The sequence below is a fragment of the Bradyrhizobium sp. AC87j1 genome, assembly GCF_002936975.1.
In the GTDB taxonomy this organism is placed as follows: domain Bacteria; phylum Pseudomonadota; class Alphaproteobacteria; order Rhizobiales; family Xanthobacteraceae; genus Bradyrhizobium; species Bradyrhizobium shewense.
In genome coordinates this window covers 1-21,885 of sequence record NZ_PTFE01000022.1, presented here as the reverse complement: position 1 = coordinate 21,885, position 21,885 = coordinate 1, and the positions used below count along the sequence as shown (strand labels likewise).

Sequence of the window (21,885 nt, the reverse complement as noted above, 5' to 3'; positions counted from 1 at the left end):
TGTCGCAAGATTCGATTCCAGCCTTTGAGTCCCCGATGTTCGCGAACAGCAATCTCACGATCCGCTTCCTGGTCGGCGCCGTCGTCGCTGCATTATTGTTTCTGCTGGGCATCGGCGGCGGCACCGGCTTCATCGCGGTGCTCTATCTCAACAACGAGATCACCAGCCTGTCGGCGGACTTCGCCGCGCTGAGCGGCCCCGCGCGCGACCATGCCATGCAGATCTACCAGCAGGCGCAGACCGCGTTCTCCTATTTTCTGATGGCCTGCGGCGTGATCGCCGTCGTCGCCGTCGCAATCTGCCTCACCACCTGGTTCGCCGTGCGCAACGGCATCCTCAGTCCGCTGGCCGCGATCGTGCATGCCATGCGCGAGGTCGCCGACCAGAAATTCCAGACATCGGTTCCGGGGCTCGGCCGCACCAACGAGATCGGCCTGCTCGCCGGTGCGCTGGAGGTCTTCAAGACCAATGGGCTCGAGCGACACCACCTCACCGAGCAGCAGCTGCGCGAAGCCCAGCACCAGGCCGAGCGATCGAAATTCCTGGACGACCGGATCAAGCGCTTCAACGAACTCGTCGCGAGCGTCGTCGACAGCGTGGCCTCATCGGCCGTGCACCTGAAGAGCAACGCCGAGACGCTGTCGCGGACCGCCAACGACACCAGCACCAAGGCCAATGCGGTCGCGAGCGCCGCGAGCCAGGCCAGCGCCAGCGTGCAGACGGTCGCCGGTTCTGCCGAGGAGATGACGAACTCGATCGGCACGATCAGCCGCCGCGTCACCGACGCGACCCAGCGCGCCGAGGGCGCGGCGTCCCAGGCGGAGAAGAGCCGCGACACCATCCACACGCTGTCGGATGCCGCCGACAAGATCGGCGAGGTCGTGCAGCTCGTGCAGGCGATCGCATCGCAGACCAATCTGCTGGCGTTGAACGCCACCATCGAGGCGGCGCGGGCAGGGGAGGCCGGCAAGGGGTTTGCGGTGGTCGCCTCCGAGGTGAAGAATCTGGCGCATCAGACCAGCAAGGCGACGGAGGAGATCACCTCTCATGTCGCCAGCATTCAGGGCATCACCGCGGAGACGCGCGGCGCGATCGACGGCATTTCCAAGACGCTGTCGGAGATCTCGTCCATCATGTCCGGCATCGAAGTCGATACCGCCCAGCAGCGCAACGCCACGCAGGAGATCACGCGCAGCGCCCAGAACGCCGCGCACGGAACCCTCGACGTCTCCAACCATATCGTCCAGATCACCTCGACCTCCGCGCAGACCGGCCGCATGGCCGCCGAGGCGCGGGATTCCGCGGTCGACCTGTCGCAGCAGGCCGCGACCTTGAAGCGTGAGGTCGACGAGTTCATCGTCAGCGTCAGGGCAAGCTGAGCGCGCCAAAACGCGCTTGCGACGCCATCACGGGAACTCGCTTAAGTTCCTGTGAGGCCACAATTTTCGGTCTGCGCTAAACTGCCGCATCAAACCCGCGCCTTCATTACAAAAGTTTAACCCCGCCGCCAGCGCACGGTAAGGCGGGAGTCCCCATCTTCAGGACCGTAAGGTGCCGCCATCGGGCACCAAATGGATTTCAAGGCCCTGGAGATCTCCGCATGACCGACCGTCCCGACCTCTCGAACCTTCCGTCCTACCGGCAGCCGCGCCGGTCGGTGTTTTCCGCGCGCAAGTTCGCGCTGATGGCCTCTGTCGTCGCCGGTCTCGGCGCGGCCGTCTATGGCTTCAGCCCCTCGACCTCGCCGGCCGATCTGTTCTCGAGCCCGGCGCATGCGCAGGTCAACAACGAGGTCCGCAAGGTCGAACGCCCGGTCGGTTTCGCCGACATCGTCGAGCGTGTGAAGCCGTCGGTGATCTCGGTGAAGGTCAACATCAAGGAGAAGACCGCGAGCAACGATGATGGCGATGATTCGTCCTCGCCGTTCCAGCCGGGCTCGCCGATGGAGCGCTTCTTCCGCCGCTTCGGCGGTCCGGATGGTTTCCCCGGCCTGAAGGGTGGCCGTGGCCGCGTCGTGCAGGGTCAGGGCTCGGGCTTCTTCATCTCGGCTGACGGCTTTGCCGTGACCAACAACCACGTGGTCGACGGCGCCGACAAGGTCGAGGTCACCACCGACGACGGCAAGACCTACACCGCCAAGGTGATCGGCACCGACCAGCGCACCGACCTCGCTTTGATCAAGGTCGAGGGCAGCTCGAACTTCCCGTTCGCCAAGCTCGCCGACGCCAAGCCGCGCATCGGCGACTGGGTGCTCGCGGTCGGCAATCCCTTCGGTCTAGGCGGCACCGTGACCGCCGGCATCGTCTCGGCGAGCGGCCGCGACATCGGCAACGGTCCGTATGACGATTTCATCCAGATCGACGCGCCCGTGAACAAGGGCAATTCCGGCGGTCCCGCTTTCGACACCAACGGCGAGGTGATGGGCGTCAACACCGCGATCTACTCGCCCTCCGGCGGCAGCGTCGGCATCGCGTTCTCGATTCCCGCGAGCACCGTGAAAAGCGTGGTCGCCCAGCTCAAGGACAAGGGCTCGGTCAGCCGCGGCTGGATCGGCGTGCAGATTCAGCCTGTCACCTCCGACATCGCCGACAGCCTCGGCATGAAGAAGGCTGAAGGCGCGCTGGTGGCGGAACCTCAGGCCAACGGTCCGGCCGCGAAGGCCGGCATCGAGTCCGGTGACGTGATCACCGCGGTCAACGGCGAGTCCGTCAAGGACGCCCGCGAGCTTGCCCGCACCATCGGCGGCATGGCGCCCGGCGCGACCGTGAAGCTCAACGTGCTGCACAAGGGGCAGGACAAGGTCGTGAACATGACGCTCGGCCAGCTGCCGAACACGGTCGAGGCCAAGGCCGACAACGACAATGACAGCGGCAAGGGTGCGAGCAAGGGCACCGACGTGCCCAAGCTCGGCATGACCGTTGCTCCCGCCAATTCGGTGGCCGGCGCCGGCAAGGAAGGCGTCGTGGTCACCGAGGTCGATCCGAAGAGCGCCGCGGCCGAGCGTGGCTTCAAGGAAGGCGACGTGATTCTCGAAGTCGGCGGCAAGAGCGTGGCCACCGCCGGCGAAGTCCGCGACGCCATCAACATGGCGCGGACCGACAACAAGAACAGCGTCCTGATGCGCGTGAAGAGCGGCGGCCAGTCGCGCTTCGTCGCGGTGCCCCTCGCCAAGGGCTGAGGCTTCAGGAGGCCTACAAGATGAAGGGTGTCGCCGGCATCAGTCGCCCCCGCCGACGGCGCCCTTCGGGGAAGCAGCGCAACGTTCGCTTCCCCTCTCTACCTTCCGGTGGAATTACGCCCCCCTCCGTCGGAAGGCCTAGGGCGGTGAGGTCCCCCCAGCTTCACCGCCCGCCTTTTTCTCGATGCCAGAGTCTCCCACTCGGCTTGCATGCGATTGCCGCTCGCGCCATGTTTAGAGAAGGTTGACCTCCTTGACCGCCGCCGAACGCACGATGCGCCTCCTCATCATTGAAGACGACCGCGAATCCGCCGACTACCTCGTGAAGGCGTTTCGCGAGGTCGGACACATTGCCGACCACGCCGCCGACGGCGAGGAAGGCCTCGCCATGGCCGAGAATGGCGATTACGACGTGCTGGTGGTCGACCGCATGCTGCCCAAGCGCGACGGCCTGTCGCTGATCGGTGCGCTGCGCGACCAGGACAACACCACGCCGGTGCTGATTTTGTCCGCGCTCGGACAGGTCGACGACCGCATCAAGGGCCTGCGCGCCGGCGGCGACGACTATCTGCCAAAGCCCTATTCCTTCGCTGAGCTGCTTGCCCGGGTCGAGGTGCTGTCGCGCCGCCGCGGGGGACCTGCCGAGGACACGCTCTACCGCGTCGGCGATCTCGAGCTCGACCGCCTCTCCCATCGCGTCGCCCGCGGCAAGGACGAGTTGACGCTGCAGCCGCGCGAATTCCGCCTGCTCGAATATCTGATGAAACATGCCGGCCAGGTGGTGACGCGCACGATGCTGCTCGAGAACGTCTGGGACTATCATTTCGATCCGCAGACCAACGTGATCGACGTGCACATTTCGCGGCTGCGCTCCAAGATCGACAAGGGCTTCGAGCGGCCGCTGCTGCACACGATCCGCGGCGCCGGGTACATGATCCGTGACGGCATTCGGTAAACTCGTCCGCACCACGGCGTTCCGGCTGACGCTGGTCTATCTGCTGCTGTTCGCGATGTTCGCGGCCTCGCTGCTGGCCTATTTCGCCTGGAATACGCGGCGGCTGATCACCGAGGAAATCACGCAGACGGTCAATGCCGAGACCTCGGAGATCTCCGAGATCTACGGCCGTCGCGGCCTGCGCGGCCTGGTGCTTGCGATCGAATATCGGGCGCTGCGCCCGGGCGCCAACCTCTATCTCGTGACGACGCCGACAGGGCAGGCGATCGCCGGCAATGTCGGCTCGCTGGCACCCGGCGTGATGGCGACGCGCGGCTGGTCGGAGACCGCCTACCGGCGCATCGAGGACGCCGACGACCGCGACCATCGTGCGCTCGTGCGCGTCACCGAACTGGAAAATGGCTTCCGGCTTCTGATCGGCCGCGACCTGGCCGAGCGGCGCCGCCTGTTCGGCATCGTCGCCAAGGCGGCGCAATGGTCGATCCTGATCGTTGTCGTGCTCGGTCTCGGCGGCGGCATCTTCGTCGCGCGCCGCGTGCTGAGGCGCATCGACGCGATGACCGGGACCGCGCAGCGCATCATGACCGGCGATCTCAGCGGGCGTCTGCCGGTGGGGCGTAGCGGCGACGAGCTCGACCGCCTCGCGGAAAATCTCAATGCCATGCTGGAGCGGATCGAGGCGCTGATGGCTGGCTTGAAGGAAGTCTCCGACAACATCGCCCACGACCTCAAGACGCCGCTGACGCGCTTGCGCAACCGCGCCGAAGAGGCGCTGGCGAAATCGGGCTGCGAAGCCGATTACCGTGCGGCGCTGGAGCGGACCATCGAGGAATCCGACGGTCTGATTCGCACCTTCAACGCGCTGCTGATGATCGCGCGCGCGGAGTCCGGACAGGCGCGCGGCAACATGGATGATTTCGACGCCGCCGATGTCGCCAACGGCATCCACGAGCTCTACGAGCCGCTGGCCGAGGACGACGGCATGACCTTGAAGGTCAAGGCCGAGCCGACACCGGTTCACGCCAACCGCGAGTTGATCAGCCAGGCGCTCGCCAATCTGGTCGAGAATGCGATCAAATACGGCAAGCCGGTCGCGCAAACTGGCGGAACCGTGGTCAGCATGGACGCGAGGCCGATCACAATCGAGGCCAGACGCGACGGCGACAAGGTGCTGCTCAGCGTCACCGATCGCGGTCCCGGCATCCCCGAGGCCGACCGCGCGCATGCTGTCGAACGATTCGTGCGCCTGGAAGCGAGCCGCACGCTGCCGGGCTCGGGCCTTGGTCTCAGCCTCGCCTCGGCTGTTGCGACATTGCACGGCGGTGAGTTGAAATTGGGCGATGCCCAGCCCGGTCTCGTCGCCACGCTGGTGCTGCCCGCGCGCGCCGGGGCCGGCGACAGGGTTGCTCCGCCAATACCGGATGTGCCACAGAAGGTGGCATGAACCACTCCGCGCCGGGAAACGCGGACAAGCATGGTGAGAGGCTGGCCGCACGCTTCGCGGAGGCTCCCCATATTGCCGCTTCCACAACCGACGAACGACGTCTTGAAAGCTGGCTGTCCGAGCTCGAGCCGGCCCAATCGGCGCGTCTCGAAACGCTGCTGGCGCAGCCCTTCGCCCGGAACATCCTGGCCGGGATCGCGGAATTCTCGCCCTATCTGTTCGATCTGGTGCGCGCCGATGCCTTGCGCCTGATCCGGCTGCTCGAATGCGATCCGGATGCGCATCTGACGGCACTGATCGCGGAGGCGAGGGGGGCGGTGCTCGCGGCCTCTGACGAGGCCGAGGTGATGCGACTGCTCCGCCGCATGAAGGCTGAGGCCGCGCTCCTGACCGCCTTGTGCGACATTGGCGGGGTCTGGCCGGTGATGCGGGTGACGGCGGCGCTGACCGATGTCGCGGTGTCCTCGGTGCAGGCGGCGCTCCAGTACCTGCTGCGGCAGGAAGCCGCACGTGGCAAGATCTCGCCGCCCAATCCCGAGGCGCCCGAGGAAGGCTGCGGGCTGATCGTGCTCGCCATGGGCAAGATGGGTGCGGGCGAGCTGAACTATTCCAGCGATATCGATCTCATCGTGTTCTTCGATCCTGATGCGACAACGCTGGCAGCGGACATCGAGCCGCAGCCGTTCTTCGTTCGGGTCACGCAGGGGATGGCGCGCATCCTGCAGCAGCGCACCTATGACGGCTACGTCTTCCGCGTCGATCTGCGCCTGAGGCCCGATCCGTCCTCGACGCAGGTCGCGATCTCCAGGGACGCCGCGCTGAACTACTACGAGCGGGAAGGGCGCACCTGGGAGCGCGCGGCGATGATCAAGGCGCGTGCCTGCGCCGGCGATTCCAGCGCGGGCGAAGCGTTGCTCGCCGAGATCGCGCCTTTCGTCTGGCGCAAGCATCTCGACTTCGCCGCGCTCGCCGACGTCCACGACATGAAGCGGCAGATGCAGACCTATCGCGGCCAGAGCGAGGTCGCGGTGGAAGGGCACAATGTCAAGGTCGGCCGCGGCGGCATCCGCGAGATCGAGTTCTTCGCGCAGACCCAGCAATTGATCGCCGGCGGCCGCCATCCGGAATTGCAGGTGCGGTCGACGCTGAGGGCGCTCGACATTCTCGCGTCCAGTAACTGGATCACCCCAGCTGCGCGCGACGAGCTGACGACGGCGTATGAATTCCTGCGCCGGGTCGAGCATCGCCTCCAGATGATCGCCGACGAGCAGACCCACGCGCTGCCCGAAGACAAGGACGCAGTCGAGCGCTTTGCGCGCTTCTTCGGCTATGCGGATCGCGAGGCCTTTGCGAGCGAGCTGCTGCGGCAGCTCAAGATCGTGCAGGGGCACTACGAAAAACTGTTCGAGGGCGACGATCCGACCGGCACGGCAAAACTGCCGGCGCTCGACTACAGTGCCGGTCCCGACGATCCGCGCCTGCTCCAGCATCTGGCGACGCTCGGCTTCAAGAAGCCGGCCGCCGTCGCGCAGACGGTGCGTGACTGGATCACCGGCGACTATCGCGTGTTCCGCAATGGGGCGACGCGCAGCGCCTTCGTCGAGTTCGTGCCGGCCCTGATCGACGGTCTCGCCCATGCCGAGGAGCCGGATCGCGCCGTCGTGGCGTTCGATCAATTCCTTGGGGCGCTCCAGCGCGGCGGCCGGCTGATCACGCTGCTCGGCCAGAACCGCGAGCTCGTCGCGCTGGTGGCGCTGGTGCTCGGCGCTGCGCCGCGGCTCGGCGAGATGTTGGCGCGGCAGCCGCAGCTCATGGATGGCCTGATCGATCCGCGCTTCTTCGGCGCCATGCCGGACAGGCAGGAATTGTCGGGACGGTTAGCTGCGACCGTGCAGGATGCCGGCTCATACGAAGAGTTCCTCGATCGCCTGCGCTTGTTCGGGCAGGAGAGCCTGTTCTTGATCGGCACGCGTATCCTCTCCGGCACCGTCTCGGCGCAGCACGCCAGCACGGCCTTTGCCGATGTCGCCGAAGGCATCGTCCACACCGTGCACGGCCTCGTTGCCGACCGCTTCGCGGCCCAGCATGGCCGGATCAAGGGACAGGAGACCGCGATCATCGCGATGGGCCGGCTCGGCAGCCGCGAGATGACGGCCTCGTCCGATCTCGACCTGATCCTGCTCTACGATTTCGACAGCGACAATCCGGACTCCGATGGGGCGAAATCGCTGCAGGGCGCGCATTATTTTGCTCGCTTCACGCAGCGCCTGATCAGCGCGTTCACGACGCGCACCAATTACGGCGTGCTCTACGAGATCGACATGCGGCTGCGTCCTTCAGGGCGCGCTGGTCCAGTGGCCTCGAGCCTCGTCTCATTCGCGGATTACCAGGCCAACGAGGCCTGGACCTGGGAGCACATGGCGCTGACGCGGGCGCGCGTGGTGTCGGCTTCGCCCGAATTCCGGATGCGGATCGAACGCGTCATCCGCGACGTCCTGACCCGCCGCCGCGATTCCGGAATCACCGCCAACGACGTCGCCGACATGCGGCGCGCGATCGCCCAGGAGAAGGGCGAGGTCGATTGCTGGGATCTCAAACATGCCGCCGGCGGCATGGTCGACATCGACTTCATCGCGCAATATCTGCAGCTCGTTCACGCGCACGATAAGCCGGAGATTCTCGACGTCAGCACGATGCAGGTGCTCGACAATGCATGCAGGCTCGGCGTCCTCCCGCAATCGGAGACCGAGATATTGCGTGCCGCGGCGCGGCTCTATCACGACCTCACGCAGATCCTGCGGCTCTGCGTCAGCGACCGCTTCAAGCCCGAAACCGCCGGCACGGATCTGCAGCGCGTCATGGCACGTGCCGGCGATGCGCCGGATTTCTCGTCGCTGGAGGCGCGTGTGAAGGAGACCCAGAGCGAGGTGCGGCGCGTGTTCAGGGCGCTGCTGGAAGGGACGTAGCCTTCAACGAGGTGAGTGCCTGGCGGACGTCAGGCTCCAGCCCCGCGCCGCCGGCATCGAGATGGGCGAAGATCGCGCGCTTCATCCGGGGATCCCAGAACTTCTTGATGTGCTCGGCAATCCCCGGCACGGCCTTGCCGTGGCCCTGGCTCTCAAAGAACTTGCCGATCTGGTTAGCCATGTAGATCAGGCGGTCAGGCGACATCGGCAACCTCCGTGGCATGGCGAGCGGCGACCCGGTCACCATGCGAAAACACTTCGAACCCGTCCTGGCGGGCAATGGCGATCAGCGTGATGCCTGCGGCCTCCGCAGTGCGCACTGCGAGCGCGGTGGGCGCGGACACCGCGACCATCACCGGCGCGCCGATCGCGGCGGCCTTCTGCACCATCTCGACCGAAACGCGGCTCGTCAGCAGCACCATGCCGCCGCGCGTATCCGTCCGGCTGCGCGCTAGTGCGCCCGCGAGCTTGTCCAGCGCGTTGTGGCGTCCGACATCCTCACGCAGCGCGACGATGTGGCCGGCAGGGGACCAGAACGCGGCGGCGTGAACTGCGCGGGTCTGCAGATTGATCGATTGCAGCGGCGCGATGGCCTGCATCGCCGTCAAGATTTCTTCCGGCGTGAAGCTCTGCCCGTGCGGCACGACCGCTGCGGGGCGCACGGCCTCGGCGATGGACTCGATGCCGCAGATGCCGCAGCCGGTGGGCCCCGCGACGTGGCGGCGGCGCTCGCTGATGAGCGTCGCATCTTCCGCCGTTAGCCACATCCTGAGCTCAATGCCGTCGTCGAGGCGGACAATGTCGAGTGACTTGATGTCGTTGACCGACTTGATGATGCCTTCGTCCAGACTGAAGCCGACCGCAAAATCTTCGAGATTCTGCGGCGTCCCCATCATGACGGCATAGGTGCCGCCATTATAGGTCAGCGCCAGCGGCGTCTCCTCCGGGATGAACCGCGTTCCTTCGGACGCGACGCCGTTACGCCAGATTCCGCGATCGATCGCCTGGACAGCTACATGCATGCGGTTACTCCGCGGCCTCGGCCGGCGCGATGCGGCGGGACTGTCGCGCCTGCGCGTCATAGGCCTTCTGCCAGTCGGACGGGCCGTTCGAGGGCGAGACCTCGACCGCCGTCACCTTGTATTCGGGGCAGTTGGTGGCCCAGTCCGAATAGTCGGTCGTGATGACGTTGGCCTGAGTGTCCGGATGGTGGAAGGTGGTGTAGACGACGCCGGGCGCCACGCGATCGGTGATCTCCGCACGTAGCGTGGTCTCGCCGGCGCGGCTCTTCAGCCGCACCCAGTCGCCGTCGCGCACGCCGCGCTGTTCGGCATCGTGCGGATGAATCTCCAACCGATCCTCGGCATGCCAGACCACGTTCTCGGTGCGCCTTGTCTGCGCGCCGACATTGTACTGGCTGAGGATGCGGCCCGTGGTGAGCAGCAGCGGATAGCGCGGGCCGGTGCGCTCGTCGGTCGCGACATATTCGGTGACGACGAACTTGCCCTTGCCGCGAACGAAGCCGTCGATATGCATCACCGGCGTACCCTCCGGCGCCTTCTCGTTGCAAGGCCACTGCACCGAACCAAGCTCGTCGAGCTTGGCGTAGGAGACGCCAGCGAAGGTTGGCGTCAGCGCCGCGATTTCGTCCATGATCTCGGATGGGTGGCTGTAGTTCATCTCGAAGCCCATCGCCTTGGCAAGGCCGATGGTGACCTCCCAGTCGGCCATGCCGTTCTTTGGCGTCATCACCTTGCGCACGCGCTGGATGCGGCGTTCGGCGTTGGTGAAGGTGCCGTCCTTCTCGAGGAAGCTCGAGCCGGGCAGGAAGACATGGGCGTAGTTCGCGGTCTCGTTGAGGAAGAGGTCGTGGACGATGACGCATTCCATCGAGGACAGTGCAGCCACCACGTGCTTGGTGTTGGGATCGGACTGCAGAATGTCCTCGCCCTGCACGTAGATCCCCATGAAGGTGCCCTCGACCGCGGCGTCGAACATGTTGGGAATGCGCAGGCCCGGCTCGGGGTTGAGCTTGACGTTCCACAGCGCTTCGAATTGGTCACGCACGGCATCGCCGGAGATGTGGCGATAGCCGGGCAACTCGTGCGGGAACGAGCCCATGTCGCAGGAGCCCTGCACGTTGTTCTGGCCGCGCAGCGGGTTCACGCCGACGCCGGGACGGCCGATATTGCCGGTGACCATCGCGAGGTTGGCGATCGCGATCACGGTGGTCGAGCCCTGGCTGTGCTCGGTGACACCGAGGCCGTAGTAGATCGCACCGTTGCCGCCGGTGGCGTAGGTGCGGGCGGCTTCGCGCAGATCCTTCGGGTTGACGCCGGTGAGGATGGCGGTGGCTTCCGGGCTGTTCTTGGGCTGCGCGACGAACGCCGCCCATTCCTCGAACTCGCTCCAGTCGCAACGCTCGCGCACGAAGGCTTCGTTGACGAGGCCCTCGGTGACGATGACATGCGCCAGCGCGGTCATGACCGCGACGTTGGTGCCAGGCATCAGAGGCAGGTGCAGCGCCTTCACATGCGGTGATTCCACCATCTCGGTGCGGCGCGGATCGATCACGATCAGCTTGGCGCCCTGGCGCAGCCGCTTCTTCAGCCGCGAGGCGAACACCGGGTGAGCGGAGGCGGGGTTGGCGCCGATGACCACGACGACGTCGGTGTCCTCGACCGAGTCGAAATCCTGCGTGCCGGCGGAGGTGCCGAAGGTGGTGGCGAGGCCGTAGCCGGTCGGCGAGTGGCAGACGCGGGCGCAGGTGTCGACATTGTTGTTGCCGAAGCCGGCGCGGATCAGCTTCTGCACCAGATAGGTTTCTTCGTTGGTGCAGCGGGACGAGGTGATGCCGCCGATGGCGTCGCGGCCGTATGTCTTCTGGATGCCGCGCATCTTGGCGGCCGCGAACGAGAACGCCTCATCCCAGGACACTTCGCGCCAGGGATCCTCGATCCGTTCGCGGATCATCGGATTGAGGATGCGTTCGCCGTGGTTGGTGTAGCCCCAGGCGAAGCGGCCCTTGACGCAGGAATGGCCGCGATTGGCCTTGCCGTCCTTGTAGGGCACCATGCGCACGACTTCCTCGCCGCGCATCTCGGCCTTGAAGGTGCAGCCGACGCCGCAATAGGCGCAGGTGGTGACGACGGAGTGCTCGGGCTGGCCGATCTCGATCACCGACTTTTCGGTCAGCGTCGCGGTCGGGCAGGCCTGCACGCAGGCTCCGCAGGAGACGCATTCCGAGCCGAGGAAGCTCTCGCTCATGCCCGGCGAGACGCGGCTGTCGAAGCCGCGGCCGGAGATGGTCAGCGCGAAGGTGCCTTGCACCTCCTCGCAGGCGCGGACGCAGCGCGAGCAGACGATGCATTTGGACGGATCATAGGTGAAATAGGGGTTGGACTCGTCCTTCGGCATCCAATGGTCGTTGTCGCAGCCGTGGCTCTTGGCGAAGACGTGGTTCTCGCCCTCATATCCGTAGCGCACGTCGCGCAGGCCGACCGCGCCCGCCATGTCCTGCAACTCGCAATCGCCGTTGGCGCCGCAGGTGAGGCAGTCGAGCGGATGATCGGAGATGTAGAGCTCCATCACGCCCTTGCGCAGCTTCTTCAGCCGCTCGCTCTGGGTGTGAACGATGAGGCCGGGCATCACCGGCGTGGTGCAGGACGCCGGCGTGCCGGCGCGGCCCTCGATCTCGACGAGGCAGAGACGGCAGGAGCCGAACGCGTCGACCATGTCGGTGGCGCAGAGCTTTGGGATCTGGTGGCCCGCGTCCATCGCGGCCCGCATGATCGAGGTGCCCTCGGGCACCGTGACCTCATTGCCGTCGATGGTCAGCGTCACCATCGTTTCCGATTTGGAAGCCGGCGTGCCGAAGTCGATTTCTTCGATCAGAGACATTGTCGTTCTCCTATTCCGCGGCCTGAAGCGTGGTCGGTACGGGGGCGAAATCTTCCCGGAAGTGCTTCAATGCGCTGAGCACGGGGTAGGGCGTGAAGCCGCCGAGCGCGCAGAGCGAGCCGAATTTCATGGTGTTGCAGAGGTCTTCGACCAGCGCGAGGTTTTCGCTGACGCGCTCACCGTTGATGATCTTCTCGATGGTCTCGACGCCGCGGGTCGAGCCGATCCGGCACGGCGTGCACTTGCCGCAGGATTCGACGGCGCAGAACTCCATCGCGAAGCGCGCCTGCCTGCGCATGTCGACGCTGTCGTCGAACACGACGATGCCGCCATGGCCGATCAGGCCGTCGCGCGCGGCGAAGGCCTCATAGTCGAACGGCGTGTCGAACAGCGAGCGAGGGAAATAGGCGCCCAGCGGACCGCCGACCTGCACGGCGCGGACCGGCCGGCCCGTGAACGTGCCGCCACCGATGTCGTCGACGAGCTCGCCGAGCGTCACGCCGAAGGCGGTCTCGAACAGCCCGCCCTGGCGGATGTTGCCGGCAAGCTGGATCGGCATCGTGCCGCGCGAACGGCCCATGCCGTAATCCGCGTAGGCCTTGGCGCCTTCGGCGAGGATGAAGGGGACGGCCGCGAACGACAGCACGTTGTTGATGACGGTCGGCTTGCCGAACAGGCCGTGATGCGCCGGCAGCGGCGGTTTGGCGCGCACGATGCCGCGGCGGCCTTCGAGGCTCTCCAGCAGCGAGGTTTCTTCGCCGCAGACGTAAGCACCGGCGCCGGCTCGCACTTCGAGGTCGAAGCTGTGGGTGGATCCGCCGATCTTGTCGCCGAGATAACCGCCGCGCTTCGCAGCCTGGATCGCAGCGTTCATCGCTTCCACCGCATGCGGATATTCGCTGCGGATGTAGATGTAGCCCTTGGTCGCGCCGACGGTGATGCCGGCGATGGTCATGCCCTCGATCACCAGGAAGGGATCGCCTTCCATGATCATGCGGTCGGCGAAAGTGCCGCTGTCGCCTTCGTCGGCGTTGCAGACGATGAACTTGCGGTCGGCTTTGGCCTGCGTGACCGTCTTCCATTTGATGCCGGTCGGAAAGCCGGCGCCGCCGCGGCCGCGCAAGCCCGAGGCCGTGACTTCGTTGAGGATGGCGTCGGAGCCAAGCGACAGGGCGCGCTCCAGTCCCTTGTAGCCACCATGGGCGCGGTAGTCGTCGAGCGAGCGCGGATCGATCACGCCGCAGCGGGCGAAGGTGAGGCGGGTCTGACGCTTGAGCCAGGGGAGCTCGTCGGTCGCCCCCAGCCGCAGCAGATGCGGCGTGTTGTTCGCGAGCGCGTCGAGCAGGGAGGGCACATCGGCTTCAGTAACCGGACCGAAGGCGATCCGGCCCTGTGGCGTTGCTACCTCGACGAGCGGCTCCAGCCAGTACATGCCGCGCGAGCCGGTCCTGACAATCTCGACTGCGATGCCGCGCCCGGCTGCTGCCTGCTCCAGCGCCAGAGCAACGTCGTCGGCGCCGACGGCGATTGCACCGGCGTCACGTGAGACGAACAGACGCAAGCTCATCGCTGTGCCTCCACAATCAACGCATCGAGGCGCTTCTGATCGAGCCTGCCGATGAGGCGCCCGTCGAGCATCGCGGACGGTGCGGTCGCGCACAGGCCGAGGCAGTAGATCGGCTCCAGCGTGACGCGATCGTCGGCCGTGGTGTTGCCGAGCGATACGCCGAGCTTTGCCTCGGCGCGCGCCGCCAATGCATCGCCGCCGGCAGCCTGACAGGCCTCCGCGCGGCAGAGCTTCAGCACATGGCGGCCGGCCGGCTTGTGGCGGAAATCATGATAGAACGTGAATACGCCATAGACTTCGGCGCGCGACAGATTGAGCGCTTGCGCCACCATGGGAATGGCCGCCTCCGGCACGTACCCGAACGCCTCCTGCAGCGCGTGCAGGATGACCAGCGTCGCGCCCTCCTGGTTGGCGTGTTCGGCGATGATTTCGGCGCCGCGCGTCTCGTTCCAAGGCTCAAAAACCGCTGTCATTCTTCGTTCTCAACCAGAGCGTTTCCTTGGCGCAAACTAGTTGGAATCATTCGAAGATCAATAAAGCTGTCCCGTGCTGCGATTGCGAATTCGGATCGATTTGCAACCGCAATCGACCGATGCGAATTGGTAATGAAAGTTGTATCGGCTGCCGGTTTTTGCGTGTTGGTGCAGGCCCGGCATGCTAGCTTGCACGCCACGATGGAATTCGAGGGGACGCCCGGTTGATCGACAAGCTTGAACTATTGCTGGCGCTGGCGAAGGAGCGGCATTTCGGACGCGCGGCGGAGGTCTGCGGCGTGACGCAACCGACGATGTCGACCGGGCTCAAGCAGCTCGAGGAGATCCTCGGCGTGATGCTGGTGCAGCGCGGCTCCCGTTTCCAGGGGTTCACCCCCGAGGGCGAGCGCGCACTCGACTGGGCGCGGCGGATCGTGGGCGATGCCCGCGCGATGCGTGACGAGATCAACGGGCTGAAGCATCAGCTCTCCGGCGAGATCCGCATCGCCGCGATCCCGACCGTGCTCGGCATGGTCGCGGCGTTGACGACGCCGTTTCGCGCCCGGCATCCCGAGGTGCGTTTCAGCATCCGCTCAACGACCTCATCGGAGGTGCTGGGATTGCTCGAAAATCTCGAGGTCGATGCGGGGCTGACCTATATCGAGAACGAGCCGATCGGCAAGGTGCGGACCATTCCGCTCTACAATGAGAGCTATCGTTTGCTGACTTCGCCGGACGGAATGTTTGGCGATCGCGAGACGGTGACCTGGAAGGAGGTCGGGCAGGTGCCGCTATGCTTGCTGACGCCCGACATGCAGAACCGCCGCATCATCGACCGTGCCTTACGCTCCGTCGGCGCGGAGGCGACGCCGACACTCACCTCGAACTCGCTGCTGGTGCTGTTCACGCATGTGAAGACGGGGCGGTGGGCGAGCGTGATGCCGGCCAAGCTTGCCGAGACGCTCGGTCTGTCCGACACGGTGCGCTCGATCCCGATCACCGATCCCGATGTCAATTACAGCATCGGCATGGTGATCCCGCAGCGCGATCCGATGACGCCGCTGATTGCAGCGCTGGTCAATGTCGCGCGGGAAGTTGCGCCGTCGCTGCAGCTGTAGGGCTCAGGCCGCGGCCGATATCCCGGACGCCGCCTTGATCGCGTCGCGCGGCAGGGTCACGCGCACGACGGTGCCGACCTCGAGCTTGGAGCGCAGCCGCATCGAGCCGCCATGGAGCTGCGCCAGCGAGCGGGCGATCGCGAGGCCAAGTCCCGAGCCGTGATAGGTCTTGGTGAGCTGGCTCTCCACCTGCTCGAACGGGCGGCCGAGCCGCGCCAGCGAATGCGGCGCGATGCCGATGCCGGTGTCGGCGATCATCAGCACGATCCGGTCGTCGAGCTGCCGGCTGCGCACCACGACGCGTCCGCCGTCCGGCGTGAATTTCACCGCGTTGGAGAGCAGGTTGACGATGATCTGCTTGGTGGCGCGGCGATCGGCGACGACGGAGATGGATTTTGCGATGTCGGCATCGAGCGTGATGTGCTTGTCCTCGGCACGGCCGGTGACGACCCGCAGGGATTCCGCCAGCGTCCGCGACAGGTCGAGCTCTTCCATGTCGAGCTTCATGCGGCCCGCCTCGATCTTGGACATGTCGAGGATGTCGTTGATGACCTCGAGCAGATAGTGGCCGCTGGTCAGGATGTCCTGGCAGTATTCCTGGTACTTTTCGCTGCCGAGCTCGCCGAACATGCCCGAGCCCATGATCTCGGAGAAGCCGATGATGGCGTTCAGCGGCGTGCGCAGCTCGTGGCTCATATTGGCGAGGAATTTCGACTTGGTCTGGTTGGCTTCCTCGGCGCGGGTCTTCTCGCGCTGGTACTTCTCGGCGAGGTCGGCGAGCTCGACCGCCTGGCGCTCCAGCGCCGCCTGCGAGCGCTTCAGGTCGATGACGGTGGCGCGCAGGCGCAGATCGTTGTCGACCAGCTTCTGCTCGTGCTCCTTGATGCGGGTGATGTCGGTGCCGACCGAGACGTAGCCGCCGTCCTTGGTGCGGCGCTCGCTGATGTGCAGCCAGCTGCCGTCGTCGAGCTGCGCCTCGAAGGTGCGCGCGCCGGGGCCTTGGGCAGCGGTTTCGTTGTGGCGGGTGCGCACCTCCGGCATGCGGCCGACCTCGAGCACGGTCTCGTAGGAGGTGCCGGGGATCACGGCGGTGTCGGGCAGCTTGTGCAGGCGCTGGAAGTGCGAGTTGCAGAGCACGAGGCGGTCGCTCGCGTCCCACAGCACGAAGGCCTCCGGAATGGTCTCGATCGCGTCGCGCAGGCGGAGGTCGGCTTCCACCGTCCTCTCGGCGAGGCTCTTCTGCTCGGTGATGTCGACGGCGATCCCGATCAGGTGCACGCTGGAATCGGTCGCCCCGCGCGTCTTCTCGCAGCGGACGCGGAGCCAGATCCAGTGGCCGTCGACATGCTGCATGCGGAAGGTCTGGTCGATGTGGTCGATCTTCTCGGAGATGAGCTGGTCGGCGATCGCGAACAGGTCGATGTCGTCGGACTTCACCAGCGCGTTGACCTCGCCGAAGGTGAGGAGCTCGTTGCGGCCGTCGAGGCCGAGCATCGAGAACATCGATTGCGACCAGAATATCCGGCCGCGCGACAGGTCCCAGTCCCACAGCCCGCAACGGCCGCGGTTGAGCGCGGTGTCGATCCGGCCGCGCACGGCGTCGTTGATGAGGTCGCCTTCGCGGGCGCGGGTGGACTGCCAGTGGAAGGCGAAGCCCAGGATCAGGACGACGAATCCGGTCGTCGCCGACAGCGTCACCGAGAGCGCGGCGTCCGAGCCCCAGATCGGCTCGTTGCGCTCCTGGATCACGGTGACGAAGCCGGGCAGCGACTTGATCTGCCGCGAGGTCGCCATCGCGGCGTTGCCGCTTGGCAGCGTCATGTCGGAGACGTTGCCGTCACGCGTCGGCGCCGCGAGCAATTGTGCGGTCGTGATGGCATCGAGCAGGCGGTCGTTGCCGGAAGGGTCACTGTCGACCGGGACGCGGGCGAGGAGACGGCGATCGACGCCGGCCGAGGTGACGATGACGTGGCGGCCCGAGGCCGTGCCCCAGGACGGGATCATATCCGGCAACAGCGCCGGCAGGCTCTCGATGTTCTTGAGCCGCTCCTGTCGCGCGGAGGTGAGGCGGTCGATGCGTTCGGCGAGCAGGTCGGCCAGCGCCGAGATGTCGTGCCGGATCACCAGCCGCTTCTGACGCGTCTGATCGACGACCTGCACGAACGCGCCGAGGCAGATCGTGATCAGGAACGCGATGATGAGCGTCGGCACGGCGCGACGAAGCGCCGGCTCTGCAATCAAGAGCCGATGATAGGCAGGTTTCGCGATCGATTGCGCCAATCCCTTGATCGAATCGGATTGGACGCACGCGTTCGCGGCGTCTGCACGCGACATGCCTTCGGCCCCCTAAAAACCTGCTTGCAACTGAAGTTCGGAGGCAGCCCCACATCGCTTCCGAATCACAGCGATTTGAATCCAGTTTTCGCGGGGTGTCGAGAGTCAATGAATCGTTAACGCGTAATTATTCTTATCCCACGCGCAGTTTGCGCAGCGCGCGTCCGCAAACGCACGGGCGCGAGGAGTCCGAAACGAGAACGTCTGACTCGTCGCACATTTCTCCGTCACGCACGCGGCGGTTCGGCGTGGCTGATCACGCGCTTCACGCTCGGGAACGCGCGCCGCAGCGCGCGCTCGATGGCGTCGACGTGCTCGTGCACCTTGATCACGCTCATCGACGGCGCGGCGCGGCAGTGGAAATTGACGATCTCGCCGGCGTCGGTGTTGCGGACACGCACATTATGGATGTCGTGGATCTCGCCGCCGGCGGCATATTCGGTCAGCGCGGCGGCGATGGCCTGGACGCGTTCCGGCGCGGCATCGACCCCGAACGGCAGTTCCGGTTCCAGCGGCTCGATATGGACGTCGACCTCGACGTCCGCGCCGAACTCCTCCTGGATGTTGCGCTCCAGCGTGTTGGCGACGTCGTGGGCTGCGTCGAGTTGCATCCGGGCGTCGACCTCGAGGTCGATGCTGACGATCAGCTTGGCGCCGAGATCGTGCACCGTGACGTGGTGGACGGCGAGGCCCGAATTGCGCGCGATCACCATGATGCGGTCGCGCACGGTTTCGTTGTCGCGTGCGACAGGAACGGCGGTGAAGGAGAGGTCGGCATCGCCGAACGCCTTGGTGACCGCGGCTTGCGCGTTGTGCTTGATGTCCTCAACGCGGTCGATCGGATAGGTCCGCGGCACCTTGACGATGGTGTCGATGAACGTGGTCGCCCCGACCATGCGCACCCGCAGCCGCTCCACGTCGATCACGCCCGGGACGCTCCGGATCGCGGCCGTGGCCTTCTCCTGCGCGCCCTCCGGGGCGCGGTCGACCAGCGTCTGCACGGTCGAGCCGGCCATGCGAAGGCCGAGAGCTGCGATCATCACGGCGACCGCGGCGGCCGCCGCGGCGTCGCCCCACCAGAAGCCGAGGGCAGCGAGGATCAGGCCGATGATCACGGCGAACGAGCCCATCACGTCGGAGGCGAAATGCAGCGCGTCGGCCGCGAGCGCCTGGCTCCTGGTCTCGCGCGCGGCGCGATGCAGGGCGCGGGCGCGCCAGAGATTGACGACGATGTCGATCACCAGCACGACGAACGGCACGGCCGAAATGGTCGGCGGCGGGGTTCCCTCGCGCAGCCGGCTGTAGGCCTCGACCAGGATGCCGCCGGCGAGCACGTAGAGCAGGGCGGTGACGCCGAGCGCCGAGACGCTCTCCAGCTTGCCATGGCCGTAATGGTGCTCCTCGTCGGCCGGCTTGTCGGACACCCGCACCACCGCCCAGGTGATGATGGTCGCGACCAGGTCGATCGAAGAGTGCAGGGCCTCGGAGATCAGCGCCAGCGAGCCGATCGCGATGCCGACCACGAACTTGGCCGCCGCCATGCCGCCGCTGGCGAAGATCGAGATCGCGGCGACCGAGGTTTTGTTGTGCTGGGAGGTCATGGCGGGGATTTAGCAGCCCATGGGTGAACATCAAGCGCCGATCCACAGAAGTAGTCGCTAGTGATTTGCAGGAGGGAAGCTATTGCGAATGCTTCCGAATTGAAGGCTGGCGGTCTGTCCTTGCTCACCCTCGTAGGGTGGGCAAAGGCGCAAAGCGCCGTGCCCACCATTCCTCCGTGATGGATACAAATCGTGGGCACGCTTGCGCTTTGCCCACCCTGCGAGACCGAGGCTTGGGATCGGCGTTTACGGCACCGTCACCACGATCTTCCCCAGGTGCTTGTTCGCCTCCATGTGCTCGAACGCCTGGTCGATGTCGTCGAACGCGAACACCCGGTCGATCGGCAGCTGCAGTTTTCGCGACTCGACCGCGCCCCAGATGTCCTTCCTGACCTCCTCGAAGATCTCGCGGACCTCTTCGATGGTGCGGGTGCGGAAGGTGACGCCGACATAGTCGATGCGGCGCGCGGCGTGCAGGTCGAAGTTGAAATCGGCATGGGTGCCGCCGAGCCGGCCGACATTGACGATGCGGCCCTTCACTTTGGTCGCCGCAAGGTTCTGGCTCGCGACCTTGCCCGAGACCTGGTCGACGATGAGGTCGACGCCTTCGCCGTTCGTCGCCTTCAGTACCTCCTCGACCCATTTGGGATCGGAGCTGTCGACGGCGAGGTCTGCGCCGTACTCCTTCAGCCGGCCGCGGCGCGTGGCATCGGTCGACGAGCCGATCACGAGCTTTGCGCCCTTGAGTTTTGCAATCTGCATCGCCATCAGGCCGACACCGGAGCTGGCGCCCTGGATCAGCACGCTCTGGCCCGCCTGCACGCCGCCGACGGTGACGACGGCGTTGTGCATGGTCGCTAGCGCGACGGGGATGGTGGCGGCTTCCTCGAAGTTCATGTTCGAGGGCGCGCGGAACAGCCGGCCATGATCGGCCAGTGTGTACTCGGCAAACGCAGCGCCGCCCGAGCCCATGATGCGGTCGCCGATCTTCACGCCCTTGGCATCCGGTCCGAGCTCGGCGACCTCGCCGGCCCATTCCATGCCGAGCACGGTGCCGGCGCCGCCGGCCGCGCCGTGGGCGTGCCCCTTGCGCATACCGGTGTCGGCGCGGTTGAGCCCGCAGGCGCGGACGCGCACCAGCACCTGCGTGCCCTTCGGTTTTGGTTGAGCGACGTCGGAAATCCTAGCGCCCTCAGGGCCGTAGACGTAAGCCTTCATGGATTGCTCTCGCTTCTTGCGGTGATTATTCGGCGGCTTCGCGTTGCGGCTGAACGATCATGCCGTCGAGCCGGCTGCGGATGATCGCTTCCGCTTCGCGCACGATGCGGGAGATGAGCTCGGCGCAGGTCGGGATGTCCTGGATCAGGCCCTGCACCTGGCCGGCCGACCAGATGCCTTCGTCGGAATTCCCGGTCGCATAGACCATCTTGCCGCGAGTACCCGCGACCAGCTCGCGGATGTCCTCGAACTTCGCGCCCTCCTTCTCCATCGCGACCACCTTGGTCGAGATCTCGTTTTTGGCGACGCGCGAGGTGTTGCGCATGGTGCGGAAGATCAGCTCGGTCTCGCGCTCGTCATTGGCGACGATCTTCTCCTTGATGAGCTGGTGGATCGGGCTTTCCCTGGTCGCCATGAAGCGCGTGCCCATGTTGATGCCGTCGGCGCCCAGCGCCAGCGCGGCGACGAGGCCGCGGGCATCGGCAAAGCCGCCCGAGGCGATCATCGGGATCTTGATCTTGTTGGCGGCGGCGGGGATCAGGATCAGGCCGGGCGTGTCGTCCTCGCCGGGATGGCCGGCGCATTCGAAGCCGTCGATCGAGATGGCGTCGACGCCCATGCGCTCGGCCGAGAGCGCGTGGCGGACGCTGGTGCATTTGTGCACGACCTTGACGCCATGCTTCCTGAACTCGTCGACATGCTCCTGCGGCTTGTTGCCGGCGGTCTCGACCACCGTGATGCCGCTCTCGATGATGGCGGCGCGGTATTCGGCGTAAGGCGGCGGCTTGATCGCGGGCAGGATGGTGAGGTTGACGCCGAACGGCTTGTCGGTGAGGTCGCGGCAGCGCGCGATCTCCTTGGTCAGGTCCTCCGGCGTCGGCTGGGTCAGCGCCGTGATGAAGCCGAGCGCGCCGGCGTTGGCCACGGCGGCGACCAGCTCGGCGCGGCCGACCCATTGCATGCCGCCCTGGACGATCGGGTGCTCGACGCCGACGAGTTTCGTGAACCGTGTCTGCAACATGACCTGTTTCCCCCGCGCCTCGCGGGGCGCTCTGCTATCCGTTGATGCGTGGAGGATGCCGCCGCGGTCGGGAAAAGTCTATTGCGGGGACGTGCGGTGAGGGCGGGGCG

15 protein-coding genes are annotated in these 21,885 nt (G+C 66.0%); 6 read left to right on the top strand and 9 right to left on the bottom strand.

Annotation, left to right across the window (positions count from 1 at the left end; genetic code table 11):
* Positions 1 to 35: 35 nt before the first annotated feature.
* The 5 genes from CV770_RS14075 to CV770_RS14055 all read left to right on the top strand — a co-directional run bounded on the left by CV770_RS14075 (position 36) and on the right by CV770_RS14055 (position 8,543).
* Positions 36 to 1,379, top strand: coding sequence for a methyl-accepting chemotaxis protein (locus CV770_RS14075; RefSeq protein ID WP_104462765.1), 1,344 nt, complete (start codon positions 36 to 38; stop codon positions 1,377 to 1,379).
* Positions 1,380 to 1,600: 221 nt separating this feature from the next.
* Positions 1,601 to 3,178 (top strand): Do family serine endopeptidase, encoded by a 1,578-nt coding sequence (locus CV770_RS14070; protein WP_038970595.1) that lies wholly within the window; start codon positions 1,601 to 1,603, stop codon positions 3,176 to 3,178.
* Between the two features lie 274 nt (positions 3,179 to 3,452).
* The gene (locus CV770_RS14065) at positions 3,453 to 4,133 is read left to right on the top strand and encodes a response regulator transcription factor (RefSeq protein WP_038947105.1); all 681 of its coding nucleotides are present in this window, start codon (positions 3,453 to 3,455) and stop codon (positions 4,131 to 4,133) included.
* Positions 4,117 to 5,577, top strand: coding sequence for a sensor histidine kinase (locus CV770_RS14060; RefSeq protein WP_091953079.1), 1,461 nt, complete (start codon positions 4,117 to 4,119; stop codon positions 5,575 to 5,577). Before CV770_RS14065 ends, CV770_RS14060 begins: the two co-directional genes overlap by 17 nt.
* Positions 5,574 to 8,543, top strand: a complete 2,970-nt coding sequence (locus tag CV770_RS14055) for a bifunctional [glutamine synthetase] adenylyltransferase/[glutamine synthetase]-adenylyl-L-tyrosine phosphorylase (RefSeq protein ID WP_104462764.1) — start codon at positions 5,574 to 5,576, stop codon at positions 8,541 to 8,543. Before CV770_RS14060 ends, CV770_RS14055 begins: the two co-directional genes overlap by 4 nt.
* Here the strand turns inward: CV770_RS14055 and CV770_RS14050 are convergent.
* Genes CV770_RS14050 through CV770_RS14030 form a run of 5 tightly spaced genes read right to left on the bottom strand, consistent with a single transcriptional unit; the run spans position 8,518 to position 14,483 of the window.
* Positions 8,518 to 8,748, bottom strand: coding sequence for a formate dehydrogenase subunit delta (locus tag CV770_RS14050; RefSeq protein ID WP_201759844.1), 231 nt, complete (start codon positions 8,746 to 8,748; stop codon positions 8,518 to 8,520). The genes CV770_RS14055 and CV770_RS14050 overlap by 26 nt on opposite strands.
* A complete protein-coding gene (gene fdhD, locus CV770_RS14045) occupies positions 8,738 to 9,565 on the bottom strand; it encodes a formate dehydrogenase accessory sulfurtransferase FdhD (RefSeq protein ID WP_104462763.1) in 828 nt (275 codons plus the stop codon). The genes CV770_RS14050 and fdhD overlap by 11 nt, the downstream gene beginning before the upstream one ends.
* A gap of 4 nt (positions 9,566 to 9,569) precedes the next feature.
* A complete protein-coding gene (gene fdhF, locus CV770_RS14040) occupies positions 9,570 to 12,443 on the bottom strand; it encodes a formate dehydrogenase subunit alpha (RefSeq protein WP_104462762.1) in 2,874 nt (957 codons plus the stop codon).
* A gap of 10 nt (positions 12,444 to 12,453) precedes the next feature.
* Complete coding sequence (locus CV770_RS14035) at positions 12,454 to 14,010, bottom strand: formate dehydrogenase beta subunit (RefSeq protein WP_104462761.1); 1,557 nt, start codon at positions 14,008 to 14,010, stop codon at positions 12,454 to 12,456.
* Positions 14,007 to 14,483 carry a formate dehydrogenase subunit gamma gene (locus CV770_RS14030; protein WP_104462760.1) on the bottom strand — a complete coding sequence of 159 codons (477 nt, stop codon included), beginning with the start codon at positions 14,481 to 14,483 and terminating at the stop codon, positions 14,007 to 14,009. The genes CV770_RS14035 and CV770_RS14030 overlap by 4 nt, the downstream gene beginning before the upstream one ends.
* 224 nt (positions 14,484 to 14,707) lie before the next feature.
* Between CV770_RS14030 and CV770_RS14025 the strand changes: the two genes are divergently transcribed.
* Positions 14,708 to 15,601 (top strand): LysR family transcriptional regulator, encoded by an 894-nt coding sequence (locus CV770_RS14025; RefSeq protein ID WP_018315839.1) that lies wholly within the window; start codon positions 14,708 to 14,710, stop codon positions 15,599 to 15,601.
* A gap of 3 nt (positions 15,602 to 15,604) precedes the next feature.
* Here CV770_RS14025 and CV770_RS14020 read toward each other — a convergent pair whose 3' ends face one another.
* The 4 genes from CV770_RS14020 to CV770_RS14005 form a co-directional block, all read right to left on the bottom strand.
* A complete protein-coding gene (locus tag CV770_RS14020) occupies positions 15,605 to 17,935 on the bottom strand; it encodes a PAS domain-containing sensor histidine kinase (protein ID WP_104462759.1) in 2,331 nt (776 codons plus the stop codon).
* A 227-nt stretch (positions 17,936 to 18,162) separates the two neighbouring features.
* The gene (locus CV770_RS14015) at positions 18,163 to 19,536 is read right to left on the bottom strand and encodes a cation-efflux pump (protein ID WP_091953064.1); all 1,374 of its coding nucleotides are present in this window, start codon (positions 19,534 to 19,536) and stop codon (positions 18,163 to 18,165) included.
* A gap of 246 nt (positions 19,537 to 19,782) precedes the next feature.
* A complete protein-coding gene (locus CV770_RS14010) occupies positions 19,783 to 20,754 on the bottom strand; it encodes a quinone oxidoreductase family protein (RefSeq protein WP_104462758.1) in 972 nt (323 codons plus the stop codon).
* Positions 20,755 to 20,779: 25 nt separating this feature from the next.
* Positions 20,780 to 21,832 (bottom strand): NAD(P)H-dependent flavin oxidoreductase, encoded by a 1,053-nt coding sequence (locus tag CV770_RS14005; protein ID WP_283811320.1) that lies wholly within the window; start codon positions 21,830 to 21,832, stop codon positions 20,780 to 20,782.
* Positions 21,833 to 21,885: the final 53 nt, after the last annotated feature.